General features: G+C 68.1%; 20 protein-coding genes and 3 pseudogenes. 19 read left to right on the top strand and 4 right to left on the bottom strand.

Annotated features, from left to right (window positions below; all coding sequences use genetic code 11):
• The 5 genes and pseudogenes from A5727_RS27835 to A5727_RS10645 form a co-directional block, all read left to right on the top strand.
• Positions 1–322, top strand: a pseudogene (locus tag A5727_RS27835) (HNH endonuclease signature motif containing protein); the annotation flags it as partial.
• A gap of 173 nt (positions 323–495) precedes the next feature.
• Positions 496–759, top strand: a complete 264-nt coding sequence (locus A5727_RS10660; protein WP_068248676.1) for a hypothetical protein — start codon at positions 496–498, stop codon at positions 757–759.
• Between the two features lie 82 nt (positions 760–841).
• The gene (locus A5727_RS10655) at positions 842–1,687 is read left to right on the top strand and encodes a siderophore-interacting protein (RefSeq protein ID WP_068248674.1); all 846 of its coding nucleotides are present in this window, start codon (positions 842–844) and stop codon (positions 1,685–1,687) included.
• 30 nt (positions 1,688–1,717) lie between these two features.
• On the top strand, positions 1,718–2,620 hold the full coding sequence (locus tag A5727_RS10650; protein ID WP_068248699.1) for a tyrosine recombinase XerC: 903 nt from the start codon (positions 1,718–1,720) through the stop codon (positions 2,618–2,620).
• Positions 2,617–3,537: an alpha/beta fold hydrolase gene (locus tag A5727_RS10645; protein WP_068248672.1), complete on the top strand. Its 921-nt coding sequence runs from the start codon at positions 2,617–2,619 to the stop codon at positions 3,535–3,537. Before A5727_RS10650 ends, A5727_RS10645 begins: the two co-directional genes overlap by 4 nt.
• Here the strand turns inward: A5727_RS10645 and A5727_RS26920 are convergent.
• Positions 3,480–3,962 (bottom strand): annotated as a pseudogene (locus A5727_RS26920) (M23 family metallopeptidase); the annotation flags it as partial. The gene A5727_RS10645 and the pseudogene A5727_RS26920 sit on opposite strands and share 58 nt — an antisense overlap.
• A gap of 257 nt (positions 3,963–4,219) precedes the next feature.
• On the opposite strand from A5727_RS26920, the gene rpsB reads away from it, so the two are divergent.
• The 9 genes and pseudogenes from rpsB to A5727_RS10595 all read left to right on the top strand — a co-directional run bounded on the left by rpsB (position 4,220) and on the right by A5727_RS10595 (position 14,480).
• A complete protein-coding gene (gene rpsB, locus A5727_RS10635; RefSeq protein WP_068248667.1) occupies positions 4,220–5,035 on the top strand; it encodes a 30S ribosomal protein S2 in 816 nt (271 codons plus the stop codon).
• Between the two features lie 28 nt (positions 5,036–5,063).
• A complete protein-coding gene (gene tsf, locus A5727_RS10630) occupies positions 5,064–5,879 on the top strand; it encodes a translation elongation factor Ts (protein WP_068248665.1) in 816 nt (271 codons plus the stop codon).
• Between the two features lie 164 nt (positions 5,880–6,043).
• Positions 6,044–6,909: pseudogene (locus A5727_RS10625) on the top strand (LLM class F420-dependent oxidoreductase).
• A 27-nt stretch (positions 6,910–6,936) separates the two neighbouring features.
• Entirely contained in the window at positions 6,937–8,340 is a 1,404-nt protein-coding gene (locus A5727_RS10620; RefSeq protein ID WP_068248662.1) for an amidase, read from the top strand.
• Positions 8,341–8,430: 90 nt separating this feature from the next.
• Positions 8,431–9,609 (top strand): ABC transporter permease, encoded by a 1,179-nt coding sequence (locus A5727_RS10615; RefSeq protein ID WP_068248660.1) that lies wholly within the window; start codon positions 8,431–8,433, stop codon positions 9,607–9,609.
• Positions 9,609–10,175 (top strand): FtsX-like permease family protein, encoded by a 567-nt coding sequence (locus A5727_RS10610; RefSeq protein ID WP_068248658.1) that lies wholly within the window; start codon positions 9,609–9,611, stop codon positions 10,173–10,175. Before A5727_RS10615 ends, A5727_RS10610 begins: the two co-directional genes overlap by 1 nt.
• 4 nt (positions 10,176–10,179) lie before the next feature.
• Positions 10,180–10,869, top strand: coding sequence for an ABC transporter ATP-binding protein (locus A5727_RS10605; protein ID WP_068248656.1), 690 nt, complete (start codon positions 10,180–10,182; stop codon positions 10,867–10,869).
• Positions 10,870–10,885: 16 nt separating this feature from the next.
• Positions 10,886–12,397, top strand: a complete 1,512-nt coding sequence (locus A5727_RS10600) for an APC family permease (RefSeq protein ID WP_068248654.1) — start codon at positions 10,886–10,888, stop codon at positions 12,395–12,397.
• A gap of 115 nt (positions 12,398–12,512) precedes the next feature.
• On the top strand, positions 12,513–14,480 hold the full coding sequence (locus tag A5727_RS10595) for a primary-amine oxidase (RefSeq protein WP_068248652.1): 1,968 nt from the start codon (positions 12,513–12,515) through the stop codon (positions 14,478–14,480).
• 6 nt (positions 14,481–14,486) lie between these two features.
• Here the strand turns inward: A5727_RS10595 and A5727_RS10590 are convergent, their stop codons facing one another.
• Positions 14,487–15,188: an SDR family oxidoreductase gene (locus A5727_RS10590; protein ID WP_068248650.1), complete on the bottom strand. Its 702-nt coding sequence runs from the start codon at positions 15,186–15,188 to the stop codon at positions 14,487–14,489.
• A gap of 138 nt (positions 15,189–15,326) precedes the next feature.
• On the opposite strand from A5727_RS10590, the gene pyrH reads away from it, so the two are divergent.
• The 5 genes from pyrH (at position 15,327) to rlmN (ending at position 19,616) form a co-directional block, all read left to right on the top strand.
• Positions 15,327–16,073: a UMP kinase gene (pyrH, locus tag A5727_RS10585; protein WP_068248648.1), complete on the top strand. Its 747-nt coding sequence runs from the start codon at positions 15,327–15,329 to the stop codon at positions 16,071–16,073.
• Between the two features lie 41 nt (positions 16,074–16,114).
• The gene (frr, locus tag A5727_RS10580; RefSeq protein ID WP_068248647.1) at positions 16,115–16,672 is read left to right on the top strand and encodes a ribosome recycling factor; all 558 of its coding nucleotides are present in this window, start codon (positions 16,115–16,117) and stop codon (positions 16,670–16,672) included.
• 19 nt (positions 16,673–16,691) lie between these two features.
• Positions 16,692–17,558 (top strand): phosphatidate cytidylyltransferase, encoded by an 867-nt coding sequence (locus tag A5727_RS10575; RefSeq protein ID WP_231992026.1) that lies wholly within the window; start codon positions 16,692–16,694, stop codon positions 17,556–17,558.
• A gap of 100 nt (positions 17,559–17,658) precedes the next feature.
• Positions 17,659–18,528, top strand: a complete 870-nt coding sequence (locus A5727_RS10570) for a LysR family transcriptional regulator (RefSeq protein WP_068248645.1) — start codon at positions 17,659–17,661, stop codon at positions 18,526–18,528.
• Complete coding sequence (gene rlmN, locus A5727_RS10565) at positions 18,525–19,616, top strand: dual-specificity RNA methyltransferase RlmN (RefSeq protein ID WP_068248643.1); 1,092 nt, start codon at positions 18,525–18,527, stop codon at positions 19,614–19,616. Before A5727_RS10570 ends, rlmN begins: the two co-directional genes overlap by 4 nt.
• 13 nt (positions 19,617–19,629) lie before the next feature.
• On the opposite strand, the gene A5727_RS10560 is transcribed toward rlmN, so the two are convergent.
• Positions 19,630–19,884, bottom strand: a complete 255-nt coding sequence (locus A5727_RS10560) for a DUF2631 domain-containing protein (RefSeq protein ID WP_068248695.1) — start codon at positions 19,882–19,884, stop codon at positions 19,630–19,632.
• Positions 19,885–19,918: 34 nt separating this feature from the next.
• Complete coding sequence (locus A5727_RS10555; protein WP_068248641.1) at positions 19,919–21,226, bottom strand: cryptochrome/photolyase family protein; 1,308 nt, start codon at positions 21,224–21,226, stop codon at positions 19,919–19,921.
• Between the last annotated feature and the right edge of the window lie 9 nt (positions 21,227–21,235).

Genomic DNA, 21,235 nt, shown 5'->3' with positions numbered 1-21,235 from the left:
GTTCGGACCACCCCCACCACCACGGCGCCGCAACCCGCACCGCGATAAAGCCCGCCGCCACACCCAGGCCCGCGCGCACCTGGCCGCCCAACGGCCCCGCAACGCCGAACAACGCCGCATCAATGCCGCCCGCCGCCACGAGATCGACCAACGACAGTGGCGCAACCACATGCGCCGAATGCTGCACCTGTTCAAAGGCACCCCCTCCACCAGCCCCTGGTGCACCTGGATCAACGACCCACCCGAACCCGAAACCCTGCCACCCGACTGGCAACCACCACCCCCACCACCGACCAACAACACCGACGAACCCCCCTTCTAGGAGTCGGTTGCGGCGCGATGCTGCCACCGAGGGGCAACATCCTGCCAACGGGCGAAAGGGGCGAAATCACATGGAAGAAAACACTTCACGCCCCGGTTCTAACCACCAGAACGACAACACGCCTCCCGCCCATGAGACGGAAGACTTGGGAAACGAAACAGGTGGGATTTTCAATGACGAACATCACGATCGCCTCCATCGCAGCAGGCGCTCTGGCCGCAGTGACCGTGGGACTGGCCTCGCCGGCCATCGCTGCAGCACAGGACATTCAGATCCCCGCAGCCGGCGGCGCGGCCTACAGCCTCAACGCCCCCGGCGATCAGTACGACGACTTCGGTGTGCTGGGGGATCGCGGTCCTCGCACCGGCGTCCAGGGTCCCGGCTTCGGCGCCGGCCCGGACCGCCCAGTGTTCAGTCCCGCCGGTGAAGGGCGCTGACCTGGCAATTCTTTCCGGCATGGGCCATACCCGATGCGGGCGACACCACCGTGACGTCGACGGCCCTCGTATAGTCGGACTCATGGCCGGTCGCCCCCTGCACACGTTCGAAGTGGTCCGCACCGAATGGCTCACCCCCCACGTCGTTCGAGTGATATTGGGAGGCAAAGGTTTCGACACCTTCACCCCCAGTGAGTTCACCGACTCCTATGTGAAGATCGCGTTCGTCCCCGCGGGCACCGACGTCGCGAGCCTGCCGCACCCCCTGACGCTCGACAGCTTCCCCAAGGACCAGGCTCCGACGCTGCGCACCTACACAGTTCGTCGCGCCGACCCGTCAACCCGCGAACTGACCATCGACTTCGTGGTACACGGTGAGCATGGCATCGCCGGACCCTGGGCCGCATCGGCTCAGCCCGGTGACGCGGTGTACCTGGCGGGGCCCAACGGCGCCTACTCGCCCGATCCTGCCGCCGACTGGCATCTCTTCGCGGGTGATGAAGCCGCCATCCCCGCGATCAGCGCCGCACTCGAGGCCCTGCCCGCTGACGCAGTGGGGCAGGCCTTCATCGAGATCTCCGGGCCCGACGACGAACTCGAACTGATCCGGCCCGAGGGGGTGGAACTGAGGTGGGTGTACCGCGGAGGTCGCGCCGACATGGTCACCGATCAGCAGGCCGGGGACAACGCGCCGCTCATCGACGCCGTCAAGGGCGCGCCGTGGTTGCCCGGCCAGGTCCATGTCTTCATCCACGGAGAAGCCCAGGCCGTCATGCACAATCTGCGCCCCTACATCCGCAGAGAACGTGGTGTCGAGGCCAAGTGGGCCAACTCGATCTCGGGTTACTGGCGCCGCGGGCGCACCGAGGAGACGTTCCGGCAGTGGAAACGCGAACTCGCCGAAGCGGAAGCGGGCAGAGCCGACTGAATCTGGCACCGTAGGGGAGTGCACCCACCCCTGGACGTGATCCTCGAGGAGTTCGATGAACACCTCGGCCTGGAACGGTCTCGGTCAGCGCATACCCGGCGCGCCTACCTCGGCGATCTGCGCGCGCTGTTCGCCTTCATGGCCGAGCGCACCGCCAGCGCAGACCTGGCGACCCTGACGCTGCCGATGGTGCGATCGTGGCTGGCGAGCCAGGCCACCGCGGGTGTTGCCCGCAGCACCTTGGCTCGGCGCACGTCTGCGGTCAAGACGTTCACCGCCTGGGCGGTGCGCCGTGGGTACCTGGCCACCGACCCCGCGGTGCGTCTTCAGGTGCCGAAATCCCATCGCACGCTGCCCGCCGTGTTGCGCGAGGATCAGGCGCTGGAGGCGATGTCCGCAGCCAAAGCCGGTGCGGCTGAAGGTGATCCACTGGCACTGCGGGATCGTCTGATCGTCGAACTGCTGTACGCGACAGGAATCCGTGTGAGCGAACTGTGCGGCCTTGACATCGACGACATCGACGTGGGCCACCGCGTGCTGCGGGTGCTGGGCAAGGGCAATAAACAGCGCACCGCACCGTTCGGGGAACCCGCCGAAGAGGCGCTGCGGGACTGGCTCGCCGACGGCAGACCCGCGCTCGCCCGCACCGACTCCGGCCCTGCGCTGCTGCTCGGCGCCCGCGGCCGCCGGATCGATCCCCGGCAGGTCCGCACCGTCGTGCACCAGACCGTGTCGGCCGTCGACGGCGCACCCGACCTCGGCCCGCATGGGCTTCGGCACAGTGCCGCCACGCACCTCCTGGAGGGCGGCGCCGACCTGCGCATCGTCCAGGAACTGCTCGGCCACTCGACACTGGCGACCACTCAGCTGTATACGCACGTCACCGTCGCCCGCCTCCGGGCCGTGCACGATCAGGCGCACCCGCGGGCATGAATCGGCGGACCGTGACCGTGTCGTGGGGCCGGGTGAGCTACCTGGAGTGGGTCCCGGAACCGGGGCCAACGCAGCAGTCGACGGTCGTGCTTCTGCACGGCGGTGGAGTCGACAGTGCGCTGCTGTCGTGGGGTGGCATCGGCGCCGACCTCGCCCGCGACGGTCACCGCGTGCTGGCCCCCGACCATCCCGGCTACGGGGAGAGTCCGCCCGCACCCTGGCCGGCCACCCAGCAGCACCTCGTCGACTACACCGGTGAGTTCGTTGATGCCCTCAGTCTCGACCGGTACGCGATCGGTGGGTTGTCGCTGGGCGGCGGAATGGCGATCGGTCATGTGCTGGCTGAGCCCGAAAAGGTCAGCGGGGTAATGCTTCTCGCGAGTTACGGGTTGATGCCTCGGCTCGCCGACGGCCACTTCTCGGGGCTGCGGCAGGCCGCGACATGGCTGCTGGTGAGAACCGGAATCCTGGCCTGGACCACCCGCTGGCTGTCGGCCAACGGGACTGCGGTGTCCGCGAGCCTGGCCAGCCTGATCCGTGGCCCGGACCAGCGCACGCCGGAACTGCAGGACGAGGTGCGGCGGGCCGGGAAACAGGGCCGCGGTCTGACTCAGTTCGCGCAATGGCAGCGCGAACAGATCGGCCTCGGTGGATTGGCCACCGACTACACCTCGCGGCTCGGCAGCGTCGCCCCGCCCGTTCTCCTCGTGCACGGCAGTGAGGACTCCGCAGTGCCTGTCGCCCGGGCCCGTGCGGCGGCCGCGCTGATTCCCGACGCCACCCTCGTTGAAGTCCCCGGCGCGGGGCACTGGGTGCAGCGTGATGCCCCAGCGCGGGTGTTGGCCGCGATGACGGAGTTCCTCAGCGGTTTGAGCCGCACAGGCGTCGACTCCAACAGGCCGCGCGGATCCACGTAGTCCGCACGCGAGGCCGGCCCCCACATCGCGCCCCAATGCAGGCAGACCACCCCTGGACAGCCTGGATGGCCGGGCTGCAGGAAGCCGATCGGGCTGCCGGCACCCACGCGCTGCCCCACCCGAACCGCGGCCCGCACCGGTTCGTAGCTGGTGCGCAGGCCGCCGGGATGCGCCAGCGAGACGACGTCGCGGCCCGCCAGCACCCCGGCGAAGACCACGGTCGCCGGCCCCGCGGCATAGACGACCTGATCCGCGGACCCGGCGAGGTCGACGCCGCGGTGCCCACGCAACCAGTCGGGAGCAGGCGGATCGAACTCACCCACCACCGCGGGCGGCGGCCGCAGCGGCCACGTCAGACGCTCGGGGGCGCCCACAGCGGGGCCCGCGGTCAGCAGTGCGACCATGATCAGGGCAGCCGTGCGCATCGGCCCAGTTCAGCCCGCCGGTGACGACAGGGCCAGCCCCAAGGCCCCGGTCTGGGGACCGACACGTCGCTGTGGACAGAGCACGTGCTCAGACGGTGTAAACTCTTCTCCGCAGCTCGTTTGCGCGGGCTGACTTCGCGCGTCTGCAACACCTGAATGTCGGGTGGTCCCCGTGAGGGGTCCGGCATCGAAGCAGTCGCCAGGGTTCGGCTCAACCAGCCGGACGACAACCGACAATGTAAAGGTAAGGCACAACCATGGCCGTCGTGACCATGAAGCAGCTGCTGGACAGCGGCGCACACTTCGGGCACCAGACCCGTCGCTGGAATCCCAAGATGAAGCGGTTCATCTTCACCGACCGCAACGGCATCTACATCATCGACCTGCAGCAGACGCTGACCTACATCGACAAGGCGTACGAGTTCGTCAAGGAGACCGTCGCCCACGGTGGGTCCGTGCTGTTCGTCGGCACCAAGAAACAGGCCCAGGAGTCCATCGCGGACGAGGCCACCCGCGTCGGCATGCCCTATGTGAACCAGCGCTGGCTGGGCGGCATGCTCACCAACTTCTCCACCGTGCACAAGCGCCTGCAGCGCCTCAAGGAACTCGAGGCCATGGAGCAGACCGGTGGATTCGAGGGTCGCACCAAGAAGGAAATCCTCATGCTCACGCGTGAGAAGAACAAGCTGGAGCGCAGCCTCGGCGGTATCCGCGATATGCAGAAGGTGCCCTCGGCCGTCTGGGTCGTCGACACCAACAAGGAGCACATCGCCGTCGGTGAGGCTCGCAAGCTGAACATCCCGGTCATCGCGATCCTGGACACCAACTGCGATCCCGACCTCGTCGACTACCCGATCCCGGGCAACGACGACGCCATCCGTTCGGCCGCTCTGCTGACCAAGGTCATCGCCTCCGCGGTGGCCGAGGGCCTGCAGGCCCGTGCCGGCGCCTCCGCCAGTGACGGCAAGCCCGACGCGGGCGAGCCCCTGGCCGAGTGGGAGCAGGAGCTGCTGGCTTCGGCCACCACCGGTGCCGAGGCTCCCGCCGCCGAACCCACGACCGACGCTTCCTAATCTCTTCGTCCCCCAGGAGAAGCTTTCAATGGCTAACTACACCGCTGCCGACGTCAAGCGCCTTCGGGAGCTGACCGGCGCCGGCATGCTCGACTGCAAGAACGCCCTCGCCGAAAGTGACGGCGACTTCGACAAGGCCGTCGAGGTGCTGCGCATCAAGGGCGCCAAGGATGTCGGCAAGCGCGCCGAGCGGGCCACCGCGGAGGGCCTGGTGGCCGCCAAGGACGGCGCGCTCATCGAGCTCAACTCGGAGACGGACTTCGTCGCCAAGAACGCCGAGTTCCAGGCGCTGGCCGACAAGATCGTCGCCGCGGCCCAGGCGGCCAAGGCCACCGATGTCGACGCCCTCAAGGCGGCCGACCTGGACGGCACCACGGTCGAGCAGGCCGTCGCCGACCTGTCGGCGAAGATCGGCGAGAAGCTCGAACTGCGTCGCGCCGCCTACTTCGACGGCACTGTCGAGACCTACCTGCACAAGCGCGCCGCGGACCTGCCGCCGGCCGTGGGCGTGCTGGTCGAGTACACCGGTGATTCCAAGGAGGCCGCGCACGCCGTGGCCCTGCAGATCGCCGCGCTCAAGGCCCGCTACCTCACCCGTGAGGACGTACCGGCGGATCTCGTCGCCAACGAGCGTCGCATCGCCGAGGAGACCGCGAAGGCCGAGGGCAAGCCCGAGCAGGCACTGCCCAAGATCGTCGAGGGTCGCGTCAACGGCTTCTACAAGGACGTCGTGCTGCTGGATCAGCCTTCGGTGTCCGACAACAAGAAGACCGTCAAGGCCCTGCTCGACGAGGCCGGCGTGACCGTGACGCGGTTCGTCCGCTTCGAGGTTGGCCAGGCCTGACGACGACTCCGGGCGAGGAACGAGCCCGGAGGAGGAGTCGGGCCCATGGGACCAGGCCTGATCGCCACAGCTTGAGCGGCGCACCAACCGCTCACTTGTGAAACCCCGCGCCACTTCCGGTGATCCCGGAGGCGCGGGGTTTCGCCTTTCGGCAGACTGGATCGATGCGCATCGGAGTCGTCTTCCCTCAGACCGAACTCGGCGGCGACCCTGGGGCCCTGCGGTCCTACGCCCAGGGCGTCGAGGAGTTGGGGTTCACCCACATCCTGGCCTACGACCACGTGCTGGGCGCCGACCCAGCGGTGCACCAGGGTTGGCAGGGCCCGTATGACGTCCACACGACGTTCCACGAACCGTTCGTGATGTTCGGGTTCCTCGCCGCCGTCACGACGCTGGAACTCGTCACCGGGGTGATCATCCTGCCGCAGCGCCAGACCGCGCTGGTGGCCAAACAGGCTGCCGAGGTGGACCTGCTGACCAACGGACGGTTCCGGTTGGGCATCGGAGTGGGGTGGAACCCCGTCGAATACGAGGCGTTGGGGGAGAACTTCAAGAACCGCGGCCGGCGCAGCGAAGAGCAGGTCGACGTCCTGCGGCGGCTCTGGACCGAGCAGAGCGTGACCTACACCGGGAAGCACCACCAGATCACCGGAGCTGGTTTGGCGCCGCTCTGCCCACGCGCTCGATCCCGGTCTGGTTTGGCGCCGCGTCCGAGCGCGCCTATGCGCGGGCAGGCCGACTCGGAGACGGCTGGTTCCCGATGATGGAACCCGGCCCGGCCCTTGACGACGCGCGTGAGCACGTGGTGAAGGCCGCCGAGGACGCCGGACGTGACGCGGCCGAAATCGGGATGGAGGGCCGCGTCACCTGGGTGGGTGATCCGGACGAGGCCGCGGCCGGACTCAGCGCATGGCGGGCCGCGGGTGCCACGCACGTGTCCGTCAACACCATGAAGGCCGGCCTGGCCACGGTCGACGACCACATTGCGGCCCTGGCCCGGGTGGCCGCTGATGCGGGGCTGCACCGCTGACGCTTCGTGGTTGATACCGTCGGCGCAATGGGCCACGTACACGCATTCACCGATGACGCGCTGGGAGACCTCGACGCGGTCGGCGTCGCCGAGGCGATCCAGTCCGGCGCCATCTCCCGGGCCGAGGCCACCGAAGCCGCGATCGCCCGCACCGAGGCAGTCAACGCAGAGCTCAACGGTGTGGTGCACAAGTCCTACGAGCGGGCCCGGGAGCGCGCCGAGGCGCCTTACGGCGGGTTCTTCGACGGCGTGCCGTCCTTCATCAAGGACAACTCGGATGTCGCGGGCATGCCCACCGGCAAGGGCGCCGACGCCTGGGAGCCCCAGCCCGCGGCCGTCGACGGCGACTTCACCAGGCTGTTCTTCTCCACCGGACTGAACATCCTGGGCAAGACCATGATGTCGGAGTTCGGGTTCAGCGCCGCCGCGGAGCATCCGCGACTCGGCCCAGTGCGTAACCCATGGAACACCGCGCACACCGCGGGCGCCTCGTCGTCGGGGTCGGCCGCCCTGGTGGCCGCGGGCGCAGTGCCCATCGCCCACGCCAACGACGGCGGCGGGTCGATTCGAATTCCGGCCTCCTGCAACGGGCTGGTGGGCCTGAAGCCGACCCGCGGACGGCTGCCGCTGGAGGCCGAGCACGGCGAGATGCCGATCAAGATCGTCGCCAACGGTGTGCTGACCCGCTCGGTGCGCGACACCGCCGCCTTCTACCGCGAGGCCGAACGCGCCTGGCGCAACCCCAAACTGCCGCCCATCGGCGACATCACCGGCCCGTCGTCGAGGCGCCTGCGGATCGCCGTCGTGACGCGCTCGATCCGCCGGGAGAGCGGGGTGCAGGTCCGCGAGGCCACCGCCAAGACCGCGGCTCTGCTGGAGAGCCTGGGGCACCACGTGGAGATGCTCGACGAGATCCCCGTGCCCGCGAGCTTCGTCGACGACTTCGTCCGGTACTGGGCGCTGCTGGCGACCGCGTTGGTGCGGGGCGGGCGCAGGCGCTTCGGTCCGTCGTTCGACCGGACCCGGTTGGACAACCTGTCGCTGGGCCTGGACCGGCACGCCACCCGGCAGTTGCACCGCATGCCGTTGACGATGGCGCGCCTCGCGCTGACCAGGCGGCACCTGCGATCACTGGCGCAGCGCTTCGACGTCGTGCTCACCCCGACCCTGGCCGACGAACCTCCCCGCATCGGTCACCTGGACCCCATGGCGGATTACGACCAGATCATCGACCGATTGATCGACTGGGTGGCGTTCACACCACTGCACAACGTCACTGGGGACCCGGCCCTCTCACTCCCGCTGGCGGAGTCCGCGGACGGTCTGCCGATCGGGATGATGTTCGCCGCGGATGCCGGACGTGAGGCCACCCTGCTGGAACTGGCCTTCGAGTTGGAGCAGGCCCAGCCGTTCCGGCGCATCCAGGCATGACACTCGTGCGTTACGCAGACTGGGAGTAGTTAACCGGATTGACACTGTGACCGGTGGCAGCACGAAATAACCCGGCCCCACTCTGTCTGCGTGGAGACCACAGCGTCGACCCCGGCCACTGAGCCGCTCTCCCGATCGGCGACGATCAGCACCGCCCCGGGCAGCACATTCGGTCGCCTTGTGCGCTTCGCGCTGGCCAACGTCCGCCGCCGCCCCGAGCGCTTCGCGTTGTCGGTGCTCGGCATCGCCCTGGCGATCGCCTGTGTCACCGTCGTGCGCACGATCTCGGCGAGTTTCGCCATCACAGGCGCGGATTCGGTGACCGATGTACTCGGGGACGCCCAGCTGTGGGCCGTGCCCGCAGCGGGGGTGCACTTCGACTCCGACGCCGGCGCGCTGGTCGCCGGCGGTCCGGCGCCGGCCCTCCAGCTGCCGCCGGGGTGGCGTGCCGAGCGCACCCTGTCGGGCGTGACCGAGATCGCCGGCCGGGCGGTCTCGCTGCGCGGCTCCGATCAGATCCCCTCCGGCACCGCGGTTGTCAGCGCAACGCTGGCCCAGCGACTCGGGGTCGCCGACGGTACCGAAGTCACCGTCGGTGACGCACGCTTGGCTGTGCACGTCACCGGAACGGGCGAGTCGCTGTCGGTGCCGACGGCCGCGGCGCAGTCGGTGGTCGGTGACCACGGGTGGTGGACGGTGTACGGTTCCGATGGCCAGGATGCCAAACGCAGCCTGGCCCAGGCGCTTTCGGCGACATCCAACCTTCCGGTCACCGCCGACCCGGCGGCGCGCCCTGATCCGGGTGGTCACGGTCTGATCTATGACACCGTGGGTGGTTCGGGGCCGCTGACCTTCCAACAGAAGTTCTCGGCGCTGTTCTCCGGCAAGGTCACCAGTTCCACGCTCGGACTGATCTCGACGATCGGGCTGGGTCTCGGATTCGTGATCGCGGTGTCGTCGTTCCTGGCCGCCGTCGCCGAGCGGCGGCGTGAGTTCGGCATCATGTCCAGCATCGGACTGGCCGACGAGGTGCTGTACTTCTTCCTGGTCGAGTCGGCACTGGTGTTCCTCGCGGCCTATCTTGTGGGCGTGCTCGGCGCAGGAGTCGCTGTGGCGGTGACGATTCCGCAGATCGCAACCGTGACGGCGTGGCTGCAGGCCGCCGCGTTGGTCGCCGCGTTCCTGCCGGCGATGGCCATCGTGGGCGCGCTGGTTCCCGTGCACCGCCTGCTGCAGCAGCGCCCCGTGGACCTGTTGGGAGACCGCTGATGCTGCGCTTCGGGCTGTCCTACGGTTGGCTGGCGACCAGGCGGCGCCTCAAGGAGATGGTGCTGCCGATCGTCACGACGGCCACCGGGGCCTTTCTGGTGGCGCTGGTCTTCGGGATGTCGCCGGGCATCGCCGCGCAGTCGGCGACCCTGGGCCACGTCGAGGAGGTGCGCCGCGCCGTGGTCCTGATCGCGGTCACGGTGCTGCTGGTGGGCGTCGTCGAGGTCGCGGTCGCGACCACCCGGACCGTCGCGCACCGGACCAGGGAACTGGGTGTGTTGGGCGCCAACGGCATTCCACGCGCCCCAGTCGTGGCGGCGCTGCTGGTCGAACCGGTGCTGGCGGCCGCCGCGGGGGCGGTGACCGGCAGTGCGCTCGCCGTCGTGACCGGAACCGTGCTGCACCTGACCGGGGTGGCCGCCGGTGGCGTGTCCGGCGGCGGACTGGCGGCGGGTGCGGCCATCGCGGTCGTGGTCAGCATGCTGGCCGCCGTGGCGACCAGTTTCGTGCCCACGTGGAGGGCGGCGTCGCGTCCCCCGATCCGATCGCTGTCGTCAGGAGGCTGACCGCATGACCGCACAGGTGGACCGCACACCCGTCATCGAGATCAACGACGTGTGGAAACTGCACAGACTGGGCGACGAGGTCGTCAAAGCCCTCAAAGCCGCTGAGCTGCAGGTGATGCCGGGGGAGTTCGTGTGCCTCATGGGTCCGAGCGGAAGCGGCAAGTCCACGCTTCTGAACATCATCGGCGGCCTGGACCGGCCCACCAAGGGCACCGTGAAGATCGCCGGGCGTGACACCGCCGCGCTGACCGAGAGCCAGTACGCCGCACTGCGGCACGACACCATCGGATTCATCTTCCAGAGTTACAACCTGATCCCGTTCCTGTCGGCGGTGGAGAATGTCGAACTCCCGCTGATGTTCGAGCCCTACGACCGAAAGGCGCTGCGCCAGCGGGCGATCGAACTTCTGGAACTCGTCGGTTTGGGCCACCGGATCCACCATCAGCCCACCAGGATGTCCGGTGGCGAGCAGCAGCGCACGGCGATTGCGCGCTCACTGATCTCGAACCCGACCCTTGTTCTGGCCGACGAACCGACGGCCAACCTCGACCACCGTACGGGGGAGACGGTGGTGCGCATGCTGCGCGACCTGTGTTCGACGCTCGGCGTCACCGTGGTCGCGAGCACCCATGATCCCACGGTGGCCGACGAAGCGACCCGTGTAGTCCGAATGACCGACGGACAGATCGTCTGATGAGCGGGAGGCGTGTATGACACAGGAACTGGAGGCCGTGGCACCGTCCGGCCGGGACAAGCTCATGACCACCGAACTGGTGCCGGAACAGATCCTGCCCAAGGTCATGACGACGTTCGGGCTCACCGCGGCCTACGTGTTCATCATCTGTTGGATCACCGGGTCCTCGGTGATGGCCGGGGGCGGCTGGACCGCGATCCCGATGTGGGTGCTGGGCATCCTGACCTTCCTGGTCCCCGCCGGTATGGCGGTCGTCGAGTTGGGCAACCTCTGGCCGGGACAGGGTGGGGTGTACATCTGGGCCACCCGCACCATGGGCGAAACCTGGGGCTTCATCGGCGGTTACCTGTCGTGGGTGCCGGTGATCCTCAACGCGGCCTCCTCACCGGCGGTGGTGCTGCAGTTCCTGCTGCTGGCCTTCCACGCCGAACTGGGGCTGATGACCAGCATCATCCTGCAGTTGGTGATCCTGTGGGCCGTCATCGGTCTGGCACTGGCGAAACTGGCCGCCAACCAACGCATCATGAACATCGTCTTCGTCGTCTACGGCATCCTGACGCTGACGATCTTCATCGCGGGCCTGCTGTTCGCCGTCAACCACGGTTCGGCCACGCCGTTCAGTTGGGCCGAGGCGACGATCCCCAACTTCGCCGTGGCGGGCTTCCTCTACGGCACAGTCCTGCTGTACCTGCTCGGGGTGGAGACGCCGTACAACATGGGCGCGGAGTTCCTGTCGGTGCGCAGAAGCGGACCGAAGATGATTCTGTGGGGATCGGCCGCGCTGGTCGCGATCTATCTGCTGACCACACTGGGCACCATGATGGCGCTGCCCGGGGACGAGATCGACCCCGTGACCGGCGTGATCGGGATGCTCGATGTCGCGGGATTCCCCGGACTGATGGAGATCTGTGCCGTTGTCCTGGCGTTCATCATCGTCGTGGCGCTGATGACCTACCAGGTGGCCTACTCGCGGTTGATCTTCGTCTCGGGCCTCGAACGGCACCTGCCGCGCATCTTCACCCACCTCAACCCGCGCACCCGCAACCCGGTGACGGCCGTCCTGATCCAGGGCGTGATCTCGTCACTGATCCTGGTCGGGCTCTACTCCCAGAGCAGCATGGCCAACGTCACGATCTACCTGCAGGGCGGACTGAGCACGGTCTGGCTGCTGTCTGGATTCTTCTTTCTGATCCCCGTCATCGTCGCCCGGAAGAAGTACGCGGATCGGTATGCGAGCGAGCAGTTCTGGCGCATCCCCGGCGGCATGGTCGGGGTGTGGGCCACCGTCATCGTCGGCTCGCTGGGGACGGTCGGCGGCATCTACTATTCGTTCGTCACGCCGTGGATCGACGTGCCGTCGGCCACGTGGATGACGTGGGTCGGCAGCATCAGCCTGGGCATGTTCGCGCTCGGCCTCACGGTCTACGTCTTCGGCAGGCGCTCGGCACACAAGGTCTCCGAGGAGGACGCGTTGGCGCACCTGGCGGTCTTCGATCTCGAGAAGGGCGAGGGGGAGGCGGCGAAATGAGTCAGGATAACGGGGGAGTGCGGAGTTTACCTGGCGGACATCGCACGCGGCGCCGCGTGAAACCGGTTCGTCCGACCATATTTCAGTCGAACCACATCAGGAGGCGCATTTTCCAATGACGATGGACAGCACGATCGCGAAGGTCGAGGACACCGCCGCAACGCCCCATCCGCTGGACCCACTGACGGGGGCCGAGATTGAGGCGGCGGCCCGGATTGTCACGGAATCTCAGTACAGCACGCCGACATTGAAGTTCGTGATGATCCAGTTGGCTGAACCGGAGAAGACCGCGACGCTGACGTTCGATCCGGAGCTTCCCGTACCCAGACGGGCGTTTCTGACGATGTACGACGCCAAGACGATCTACGAGGCGGTCGTCGACGTGCCCGCCGGCACCGTCGACTCCTGGAAGGCCGTGCCGGGCCGATTCCCGTCCTATCTCGTCGAGCACATGACCGGCGTCGAGGAGAAGGTTCGGGAGGATCCCCGGTGGCAGGAGGCTCTGCTGCGACGCGGCGTCACCGACTTCAGCCTCGCGATGATCGACCCGTGGCCCGCGGGCTACTACGGCCCGCAGGACGACTACGAGAACTCACCTCTGGTGTGCCGTCCGCTCACGTTCATCCGGTCTGCGCCCTCGGAGAACGGCTACGCCCGACCGGTCGAGGGCCTGATCGTGAGGTTCGACCTCGACACGATGACGGTGCTCGACATCGAGGACCACGGCGCCGTCCCGTTGCCGACCAAGGCCGGCAACTACACCGGGGGGTTCATGTTCGACGCGGACAACCGGCCCGCGTTCACGGAATTCCGCGACGACGTCAAGCCCATCGAGATCGTCCAGCCCGACGGGCCCAGCTTCTCGGTGGACGGCTGGAACGTCACCTGGCAGAAGTGGTCGCTGCGGATCGGGTTCAACCCGCGGGAGGGCCTGACGATCCACGATGTGAGCTACACCGACCGGGGCCGGGTGCGTCCCATCATGTACCGCGGTGCGCTGTCGGAGATGGTGGTGCCCTACGGGGATTCGGCGCCCACCCACTGGAACAAGAATGTGTTCGACATGGGCGAGGTGGGGATGGGCTTCTCGGCCAACCCGCTTCGACTCGGCTGTGACTGCCTCGGTGAGATCTTCTACTTCGACGGCACGGTCAACGATTCCGACGGTAACGCCGTCACCATCCCCAATGCGATCTGTATGCACGAGGAGGACTTCGGAATCTCCTGGAAGCACACCGACTTCCGCACGGGCGAGGTCGAGGTGAGGCGGTCGCGGCGGCTGGTGATCTCGATGATCTGCACCGTCGGCAACTACGAGTACGGCTTCTTCTGGTACTTCTACAACGACGCCTCGATCGAGGTCGAGGTGAAGCTGACGGGCGTGCTGACCACCGGGGCCGTCGCCGACGGTGAGACGCCGCGGTGGGGCAAGATGGTCGCGCCGGGCATGTACGGTCCAAACCATCAGCACTTCTTCAACTTCCGGCTCGACATGAACGTCGACGGCCCGGGAAACAGTGTCTACGAAGTGGATTCGATCCCCGAACCAGACCCCGAGCTGAACCCGCACCACAACGCATGGATCACCCGCGACACGCTGGTGGCGTCGGAGGCCGAGGGTGCGCGGGACTGGGAGCACACCACCGGGAGGTACTGGAAGGTGGTCAACCCCAACAGCCTCAACGAATTCGGCAGTCCGGTCGGTTACAAGCTGATGCCCAAGGACATCGTCCCGGTGATGGTTCAGGAGGGCTCGGTCATCTACGACCGCGCGCGGTTCGTGCAGCACAACCTGTGGGTGACGAAGTACGACGCCGCCGAGCGCTACGCCGCGGGCGACTACATGTACCAGTGTGCCGAGGCGCAGGGCCTGCCGCAGTATGTCGCTGACGACGCACCGCTGGAGAACACCGATCTGGTGCTCTGGTACACCGTGGGCGCCCATCACGTGGTGTGCCCGGAGGACTGGCCCGTCATGCCGTGCCACTACACCGGATTCAAGCTCAAGCCCGTCGGCTTCTTCGACGGCAACCCCGCGCTGGACCTTCCGCCGTCACCGCCGAAGGGGTGCCATGCGAACTGAGTGCGTTCAGCCGACCAGGCTGGGGTAGAGGGCGGCGACCCCGGAGGACAGATTCGCCCGCACGTGGCGGCTCATGTCGTCGGCCAGCACCTCATATTCGCCGGCGGCCACGCCGTCGAGGGCAAGACGTGCGACCTCGGCGGGATCCGATTTGGGCTGATCGAAGTTGGCAGCCATGTCGGTGGCCATGAGTCCCACGTGCAGGGCGGTCACCGCGATGCCGCGGCCGGCCAACTGCGCGCGCACGGAGTTGGTCATCGACCACTCCGCCGACTTGGCCGCGCAGTAGCCGCCGGTGTCGGGCGAGCTCAGCCAGGACAGCACCGACAGCACATTGAGGATCGCGCCCCCGCCGTTGGATTCGAGGACGGGCACGAACGCGCGGATCATCTCCAGCGTGCCGAAGTAGTTGGTCTCGAGTTCGGCGCGCGCGTCCGCGAGGTCGCCGGTGAGCAGATCGACGTCGCGGGCGATGCCGGCGTTGTTGACCAGGAGGGTGACGTCACCCGCCTGGGCTGCGGCCGCCGCGATCGAGGACGGATCGGTGGTGTCGACGCGCACCGGGATCACGCCGTCGATCGTCACGGAGTCCGGGTTGCGGGCACCGCCGTACACCCGGGCGCCCCTGGCGACGAGGTCGCGGGCGAACGCAGCGCCCAAGCCGCGGTTGGCGCCGGTGATCAATGCTGTCGAAGCGGAGAGGTCCATAGGGAGACGAACGCCACGCGGGGCCGACCCATTCCGCCCCGCGCCCAATTTTCCGACGCCGATGAGGCAGGATGGTTGAGGCCGTTCAGCGGACAACGGATGGCCGGATGGCACTGTCATGCGAGGAGGCCGAGTCCCATGGGGGAGCCCAGCACCACCGGCAACACATCAGCACTGCGCCCCAAGTACTCGCGGGTGCTGCTCAAGCTCGGTGGTGAGATGTTCGGCGGCGGCCAGGTGGGCCTGGACCCGGATGTGGTCGCACTGGTGGCGCGTCAGATCGCCGAGGTGGTGCGCAGCGGCGCCCAAGTCGCGGTGGTCATCGGCGGCGGAAACTTCTTCCGCGGCGCCCAGCTGCAGCAGCGCGGCATGGAGCGCACGCGCAGCGACTACATGGGCATGCTCGGCACGGTGATGAACAGCCTTGCGTTGCAGGACTTCCTGCAGAAGGAGGGCATCGACACCCGGGTGCAGACCGCGATCACGATGGGCCAGGTCGCCGAGCCCTACCTCCCGTTGCGGGCGGTTCGGCACCTCGAGAAGGGGCGCGTGGTCATCTTCGGCGCAGGTATGGGCCTGCCGTACTTCTCCACCGACACGACGGCGGCGCAGCGCGCGCTGGAGATCGGTGCCGAGGTGGTTCTGATGGCCAAGGCGGTCGACGGGGTGTACACCGATGACCCCCGGACCAACCCCGAGGCGCAGCTGTTGACCGCGATCACCCACCGTGAGGTCATCGACCGCGGTCTGCGGGTGGCTGATGCCACCGCGTTTAGTCTGTGCATGGACAATGGCATGCCGATCCTGGTGTTCAATCTGTTGACCGACGGCAATATCGCCCGGGCAGTCGCAGGTGAGAAGATCGGAACACTGGTCACCACCTAGGTGGACGCCGGGCGGGCAGCGGAACGACGGGAGAAGAGACGGTGATCGACGAGGCACTGTTCGATGCCGAGGAGAAGATGGAGAAGGCCGTGGCGGTCGCGAGGGATGACCTTGCGTCCATTCGGACCGGCCGCGCGAATCCGGGCATGTTCTCCCGCATCAACATCGACTACTACGGTTCGATGACGCCCATCACCCAGCTGTCGAGCATCAACGTTCCCGAGCCCCGGCTCGTGGTGATCAAGCCCTACGAGGCGTCGCAGCTGCGCAGCATCGAGGACGCGATCCGCAACTCCGACCTGGGGGTGAACCCGTCCAACGACGGCAGCGTCATCCGGATCGCCATCCCGCAGCTGACCGAAGAGCGCCGGCGGGAACTGGTCAAGCAGGCCAAGGGCAAGGGTGAGGACGCCAGGGTCGCGGTGCGCAACATCCGCCGCAAGGCCATGGAGGAGCTGGGCAGGATCAAGAAGGACGGCGAAGCGGGCGAGGACGAGGTCGGCCGGGCTGAGAAGGATCTGGACAAGAGCACGGCGCAGTACGTCAGCCAGATCGATGAACTGGTCAAGCACAAGGAAGGTGAACTGCTGGAGGTCTGACCCTCCAGCAACCATTCCCGTGGCTGAAACCGACACCGGTCAGTCGTCCACCGAGCCGTCACCCAAGGCGTCCCGTGCCGGCCGCAACCTGCCGGCGGCCATCGCCGTCGGAGCCGCCCTCGGCGGCGGCCTGATCGCAATCCTGCTTCTGGCGCCCTACGTCTGGATCGGCGTCGTCGCGGTGGCCATCGCGATCGCCACCCATGAGGTGGTGCGCCGACTCCGCGACGGCGGCTACTCCATCCCCATCGTGCCCCTGCTGGTCGGCGGCCAGGCGATGATCTGGCTGACCTGGCCCTTCGGCGTGGCCGGTGCGCTCGGCGGATTCGGCGGGACGGTCCTGGTCTGCCTCGTCTGGCGGCTGCTGTCCCAGGGGCTCAAGAGCGCACCCGAGAATTACCTGCGCGACGTCTCGGTCACGGTCTTCCTGGCCGCCTGGATTCCGCTGTTCGGGGCGTTCGGTGTGCTGCTGATCTATCCCGAGGACGGTTGGGCGCGGGTCTTCTGCCTGCTGCTGCCCGTGGTGTTCTCCGACATCGGCGGCTACGCCGCCGGGGTGCTGTTCGGCAGGCACACCATGGTGCCGGCGATCAGCCCGAAGAAGTCCTGGGAGGGCTTCGCGGGATCGTTGGTGTGCGGCACCGCGATGGCGGTGGTGGCGGTCGCCTTCCTGCTGGACAAGCCCGCCTGGGTCGGCATCCCGCTCGGCATCTTCCTGGTGATCACGGGCACACTCGGCGACCTGGTCGAGTCCCAGGTCAAACGCGACTTGGGCATCAAGGACATGGGCACGCTGCTTCCCGGTCACGGCGGCATCATGGACCGCATCGACTCGATCCTGCCGTCGGCGACCGCGACCTGGATCGTCCTGACGCTTCTGGTGTGACCGATCACCATTGATCATCATCTCTGATCGGTTGCGGGCGCATCGGTGACGAAGTCCAGCAGAATTGATCGAATCTGCTGATCAGAGTACCGTTGTCGCAATGCCTGAGGTCCTCGACATCGCCCCGCTGCGCAGCGTCGTCGCGGTGGCCGACTGTGGAGGATTCCACCGCGCCGCCGCCGTCCTGCACCTGACTCAATCGGCGGTGAGCCAGCATGTCCGCCGCATCGAGGGGGTCGTCGGGGCGCCCATCGTCGAGCGGTCCGGCCGAGGGACGGTGTTCACCGAGGTCGGCCACCGGGTCGTCGTGCACGCACGCCGCATCCTGGCCGCCCACGACGCGGCGCTGGCGGATCTCGGCGCGACCCAGGAGAAGGTGCTGACGATCGGCGCCACCGAACACGGTGCCGACGTGATGCTGCCGGGCCTGACCGATGCGCTCAGTGAACGGCTTCCCGCGTGGCGCGTTCGGTTCCGGCTCGATCGCAACGTCACGCTCGCCGACGCCATCGAGCACGGAACCGTCGACCTGGCGGTGCTGCTCGACGGGGCCGGCTGGGACCGCTCGAACGCATCGGGCCTGGCGCCGCTGCGCTGGATCTCGGCGCGCGGGTTCACCGTCCCGGAGACGGGCCCGCTGCCCCTTGTCGTCTACTCGGAACCGTGCACGCTGCGGGAGCCGACCTTCGCGGCCCTCGACACGATCGGCACGTCCTATGCGATCGTCGCGGAGTGCTCGGACCTCTCCGGGCTGGCTTCGGCCGTGCGCTCCGGACTGGGGGTGGCCCTGATGCCCGTGATCGGGCGACTGCCCGACGGCCTGTGTGTGGCCGAGGGTCTGCCCGAGGCCAACCGGGCCTCGGTGTTCGTGCGGGGCCGGCCCGGGGTTGACCCGAGCCTGCTCGAGACCGTCGAGGCCGCCGTGCGCGAACTGCTCAACGCCGAGGTCGTCGCGAAGGTGTCCGCATGAAACAGGAACTGGTCTTCGAAGCTCCGCGCCGGGCACTGCCGCCCCGGCATTTCGCCGACCTCGATGAGCGCGGTCGGGCCGAGGCCGTAGCCGAACTGGGCCTGCCCGCGTTCCGCGCCAAGCAGTTGGCCAACCAGTACTACGGGCGGTTGATCGCCGACCCCCGGGAGATGACGGACCTGCCCGCCGCGGTGCGTGAGCAGGTGGCCGAGGCTCTGTTCCCGACGCTGCTGACACCGCTGCGCCAGATCCAGTGCGACGCCGGGGAGACCCGAAAGACGTTGTGGCGGGCCGGAGACGGCACCACGTTCGAGTCCGTGCTGATGCGTTACCCGGATCGCGCGACGGTGTGCATCTCCTCACAGGCCGGCTGCGGTATGGCCTGTCCGTTCTGCGCGACGGGACAGGGCGGGCTGACGCGCAACCTCTCGACCGCCGAGATCGTCGAGCAGGTGCGCAGTGCGGCCGCCACGATGCGCGACGAGTTCGACGGCCGGCTGTCCAACATCGTGTTCATGGGCATGGGCGAGCCGCTCGCCAACTACAACCGGGTGCTGGCCGCCGTCCGCCGCATCATCGAGGCGCCGCCCAACGGCTTCGGGATCTCCGCGCGGTCGGTGACGGTGTCGACCGTGGGCCTGGCGCCGGCCATTCGTCGACTGGCCGATGAGAACCTCGGGGTGACGCTGGCGTTGTCGCTGCACACACCCGACGACGAACTGCGCGACACCCTGGTGCCCGTGAACAACCGCTGGACCGTGGATGAGGCGCTGGCGGCCGCGCGGTACTACGCCGATGTGACGGGACGCCGGGTCTCGATCGAGTACGCCCTGATCCGGGACGTCAACGATCAGCCCTGGCGGGCGGACCTGCTGGGCAGGAAACTGCATGCGGTCTTCGGGCCGCTCGTGCACGTGAACCTGATCCCGCTGAACCCGACCCCGGGCAGTCAGTGGGATGCCAGCCCCAAGCCCGTCGAGCGGGAGTTCGTCCGCCGCGTGCGCGCCAAGGGGGTGTCGTGCACCGTGCGGGACACGCGCGGGCAGGAGATCGCGGCCGCGTGCGGCCAGTTGGCGGCCGAAGGTTAGAAGGGGCCGCGCGTCAGCGCAGCCAACCGCGCCTGCGGCCCCAGATGTCGCGGATCACGACACCGAACACCAGAATCGCGAACGACACCAGGAAGATGTCCTCGACCCTGCCGGTGTGGTTGCCGCGCAGCATCGCGAGCAGGAAGAACCCGATCACCAGGCCGGTGATGTGCCACGTCCGGTGATTGACCCTGCTCCAGCCCCACTTGGCCGATGGCACGTCGGCCGGATCGACGTCGTTGTAGCGCTCAACTTCGGTGCTGACCATGCCCGACATTCTGGCATACGGCCCCGGCGCGTTCTCAGCTGATCTCCCCGTAGCGGCGCAGCGCCTCGCGACGCTCCTGGCCGTGGTCGACGATGGGGGCCGGATAGTCGTCGGTGTCGATCTCGGGCACCCAGCGCCGCACGTAATCACCGGTGGGGTCGAACTTGGCGCGTTGGGCGTCGGGGTTGAACACCCGGAAGTACGGTGCGGCGTCGGTGCCGGTGCCCGCGGCCCACTGCCAGCCGTGCTGGTTGCTGGCCACGTCGGCGTCCAGCAGCTGCTCGAGGAACCAGCGCGCGCCCCACTGCCACGGCAGGTGCAGGTCCTTGACCAGGAATGACGCGGTGATCATCCGGACCCGGTTGTGCATGAATCCGGTCTCGGCCAGTTGGCGCATGCCCGCGTCGACGATGGGAAATCCCGTGCGCCCGGCCTTCCACGCCGCATACGCTTCTTCGGCGTCGTTGCCGTCATCGACCTGCATGGCGTCGAAGGCGGAGTTGAAGTTCCACCACGCACTGCGCGGCCACTGCTTGAGCACCGTGGCGTAGAAGTCGCGGAACGCCAGCTCTCGCAGGTACGCGCGCGGCCCGTCGCCGCGGCCGGTCAGGTCGGCGGCCATGGTGCGCGGATGGATGGTGCCGAAATGCAGGTGGGCCGACATGCGGCTGGTGGCGTCCAGATCGGGCCGATCCCGTGTTGCGGCATAGTCGGCGAGACCGTCGGCGACGAAGTCGCGCCAGCGCGCGCGGGCGGCCCGTTCTCCAGCGGGCAGGCTGAGCTCGGTTCCGGGGTCGGGGATCTGTTGAGGCTTCTCGCCGACGGCATCCGGGGACAGGAAACGGGCTGAGGCGGCCGTCGACGTCGCGGGAGCGCGCCAGCCGTGCTCGAGCCAGCGCCGGTGGTAGGGGGTGAAGACCTTGTAGACCGAGCCGTCGTCCTTGGTCACGCGGCCGGGGGAGACCAGGTAGGGCGAGCCCGTCGCCTCCAGCGGGATGTCCCCGAGTGCGGCCCGGACCGCGTCGTCGCGACGGATGCCGAAGGGTGTGCAGTCCGCCGAGATGTGCACAGATTCGGCGCCAACCGCCTTGGCCAGGTGGGGGATTCGCGTTTCGGCGCGGCCCCTGGTCACCAGCAGCCGCCCGTCGAGCGCGTCGTGAAGCTCCCGCAGCGAGTCGTAGAGGAACTGCAGTCGCCTCGGGCCCGCGGTGGCCGTCAGTCGCGGGTCCAGGACGTAGCAGGCGAGCACCTCCGCGCCGACGGCGGCGGCCGCGAGCAGGGCCGGGTGGTCGTGGATCCGCAGATCGCGGCGGAACCACAGGACACGCGTCGCTGCTGCCATGGTTACAGC

Origin of the sequence: Mycobacterium sp. ACS4331, from assembly GCF_001667265.1 — a bacterium.
GTDB lineage: Bacteria > Actinomycetota > Actinomycetes > Mycobacteriales > Mycobacteriaceae > Mycobacterium.
The sequence above is the reverse complement of the archived record's forward strand: the minus strand, read 5'-3'. Positions and strand labels throughout refer to the sequence as shown.

What these genes read in the sequence shown, in the direction of transcription:
- A5727_RS10590 (WP_068248650.1), bottom strand. Translation starts at nt 15,188, where the DNA reads ATGGACCTCTCCGCTTCGACAGCATTGATCACCGGCGCCAACCGCGGC.
- A5727_RS10555 (WP_068248641.1), bottom strand. Translation starts at nt 21,226, where the DNA reads ATGGCAGCAGCGACGCGTGTCCTGTGGTTCCGCCGCGATCTGCGGATC.
- A5727_RS10560 (WP_068248695.1), bottom strand. Translation starts at nt 19,884, where the DNA reads ATGGTCAGCACCGAAGTTGAGCGCTACAACGACGTCGATCCGGCCGAC.
- A5727_RS10610 (WP_068248658.1), top strand. Translation starts at nt 9,609, where the DNA reads ATGCTGCGCTTCGGGCTGTCCTACGGTTGGCTGGCGACCAGGCGGCGC.
- A5727_RS10595 (WP_068248652.1), top strand. Translation starts at nt 12,513, where the DNA reads ATGACGATGGACAGCACGATCGCGAAGGTCGAGGACACCGCCGCAACG.
- tsf (WP_068248665.1), top strand. Translation starts at nt 5,064, where the DNA reads ATGGCTAACTACACCGCTGCCGACGTCAAGCGCCTTCGGGAGCTGACC.
- rlmN (WP_068248643.1), top strand. Translation starts at nt 18,525, where the DNA reads ATGAAACAGGAACTGGTCTTCGAAGCTCCGCGCCGGGCACTGCCGCCC.
- A5727_RS10600 (WP_068248654.1), top strand. Translation starts at nt 10,886, where the DNA reads ATGACACAGGAACTGGAGGCCGTGGCACCGTCCGGCCGGGACAAGCTC.
- A5727_RS10645 (WP_068248672.1), top strand. Translation starts at nt 2,617, where the DNA reads ATGAATCGGCGGACCGTGACCGTGTCGTGGGGCCGGGTGAGCTACCTG.
- A5727_RS10655 (WP_068248674.1), top strand. Translation starts at nt 842, where the DNA reads ATGGCCGGTCGCCCCCTGCACACGTTCGAAGTGGTCCGCACCGAATGG.
- A5727_RS10660 (WP_068248676.1), top strand. Translation starts at nt 496, where the DNA reads ATGACGAACATCACGATCGCCTCCATCGCAGCAGGCGCTCTGGCCGCA.
- A5727_RS10570 (WP_068248645.1), top strand. Translation starts at nt 17,659, where the DNA reads ATGCCTGAGGTCCTCGACATCGCCCCGCTGCGCAGCGTCGTCGCGGTG.
- pyrH (WP_068248648.1), top strand. Translation starts at nt 15,327, where the DNA reads ATGGGGGAGCCCAGCACCACCGGCAACACATCAGCACTGCGCCCCAAG.
- rpsB (WP_068248667.1), top strand. Translation starts at nt 4,220, where the DNA reads ATGGCCGTCGTGACCATGAAGCAGCTGCTGGACAGCGGCGCACACTTC.
- A5727_RS10605 (WP_068248656.1), top strand. Translation starts at nt 10,180, where the DNA reads ATGACCGCACAGGTGGACCGCACACCCGTCATCGAGATCAACGACGTG.
- A5727_RS10620 (WP_068248662.1), top strand. Translation starts at nt 6,937, where the DNA reads ATGGGCCACGTACACGCATTCACCGATGACGCGCTGGGAGACCTCGAC.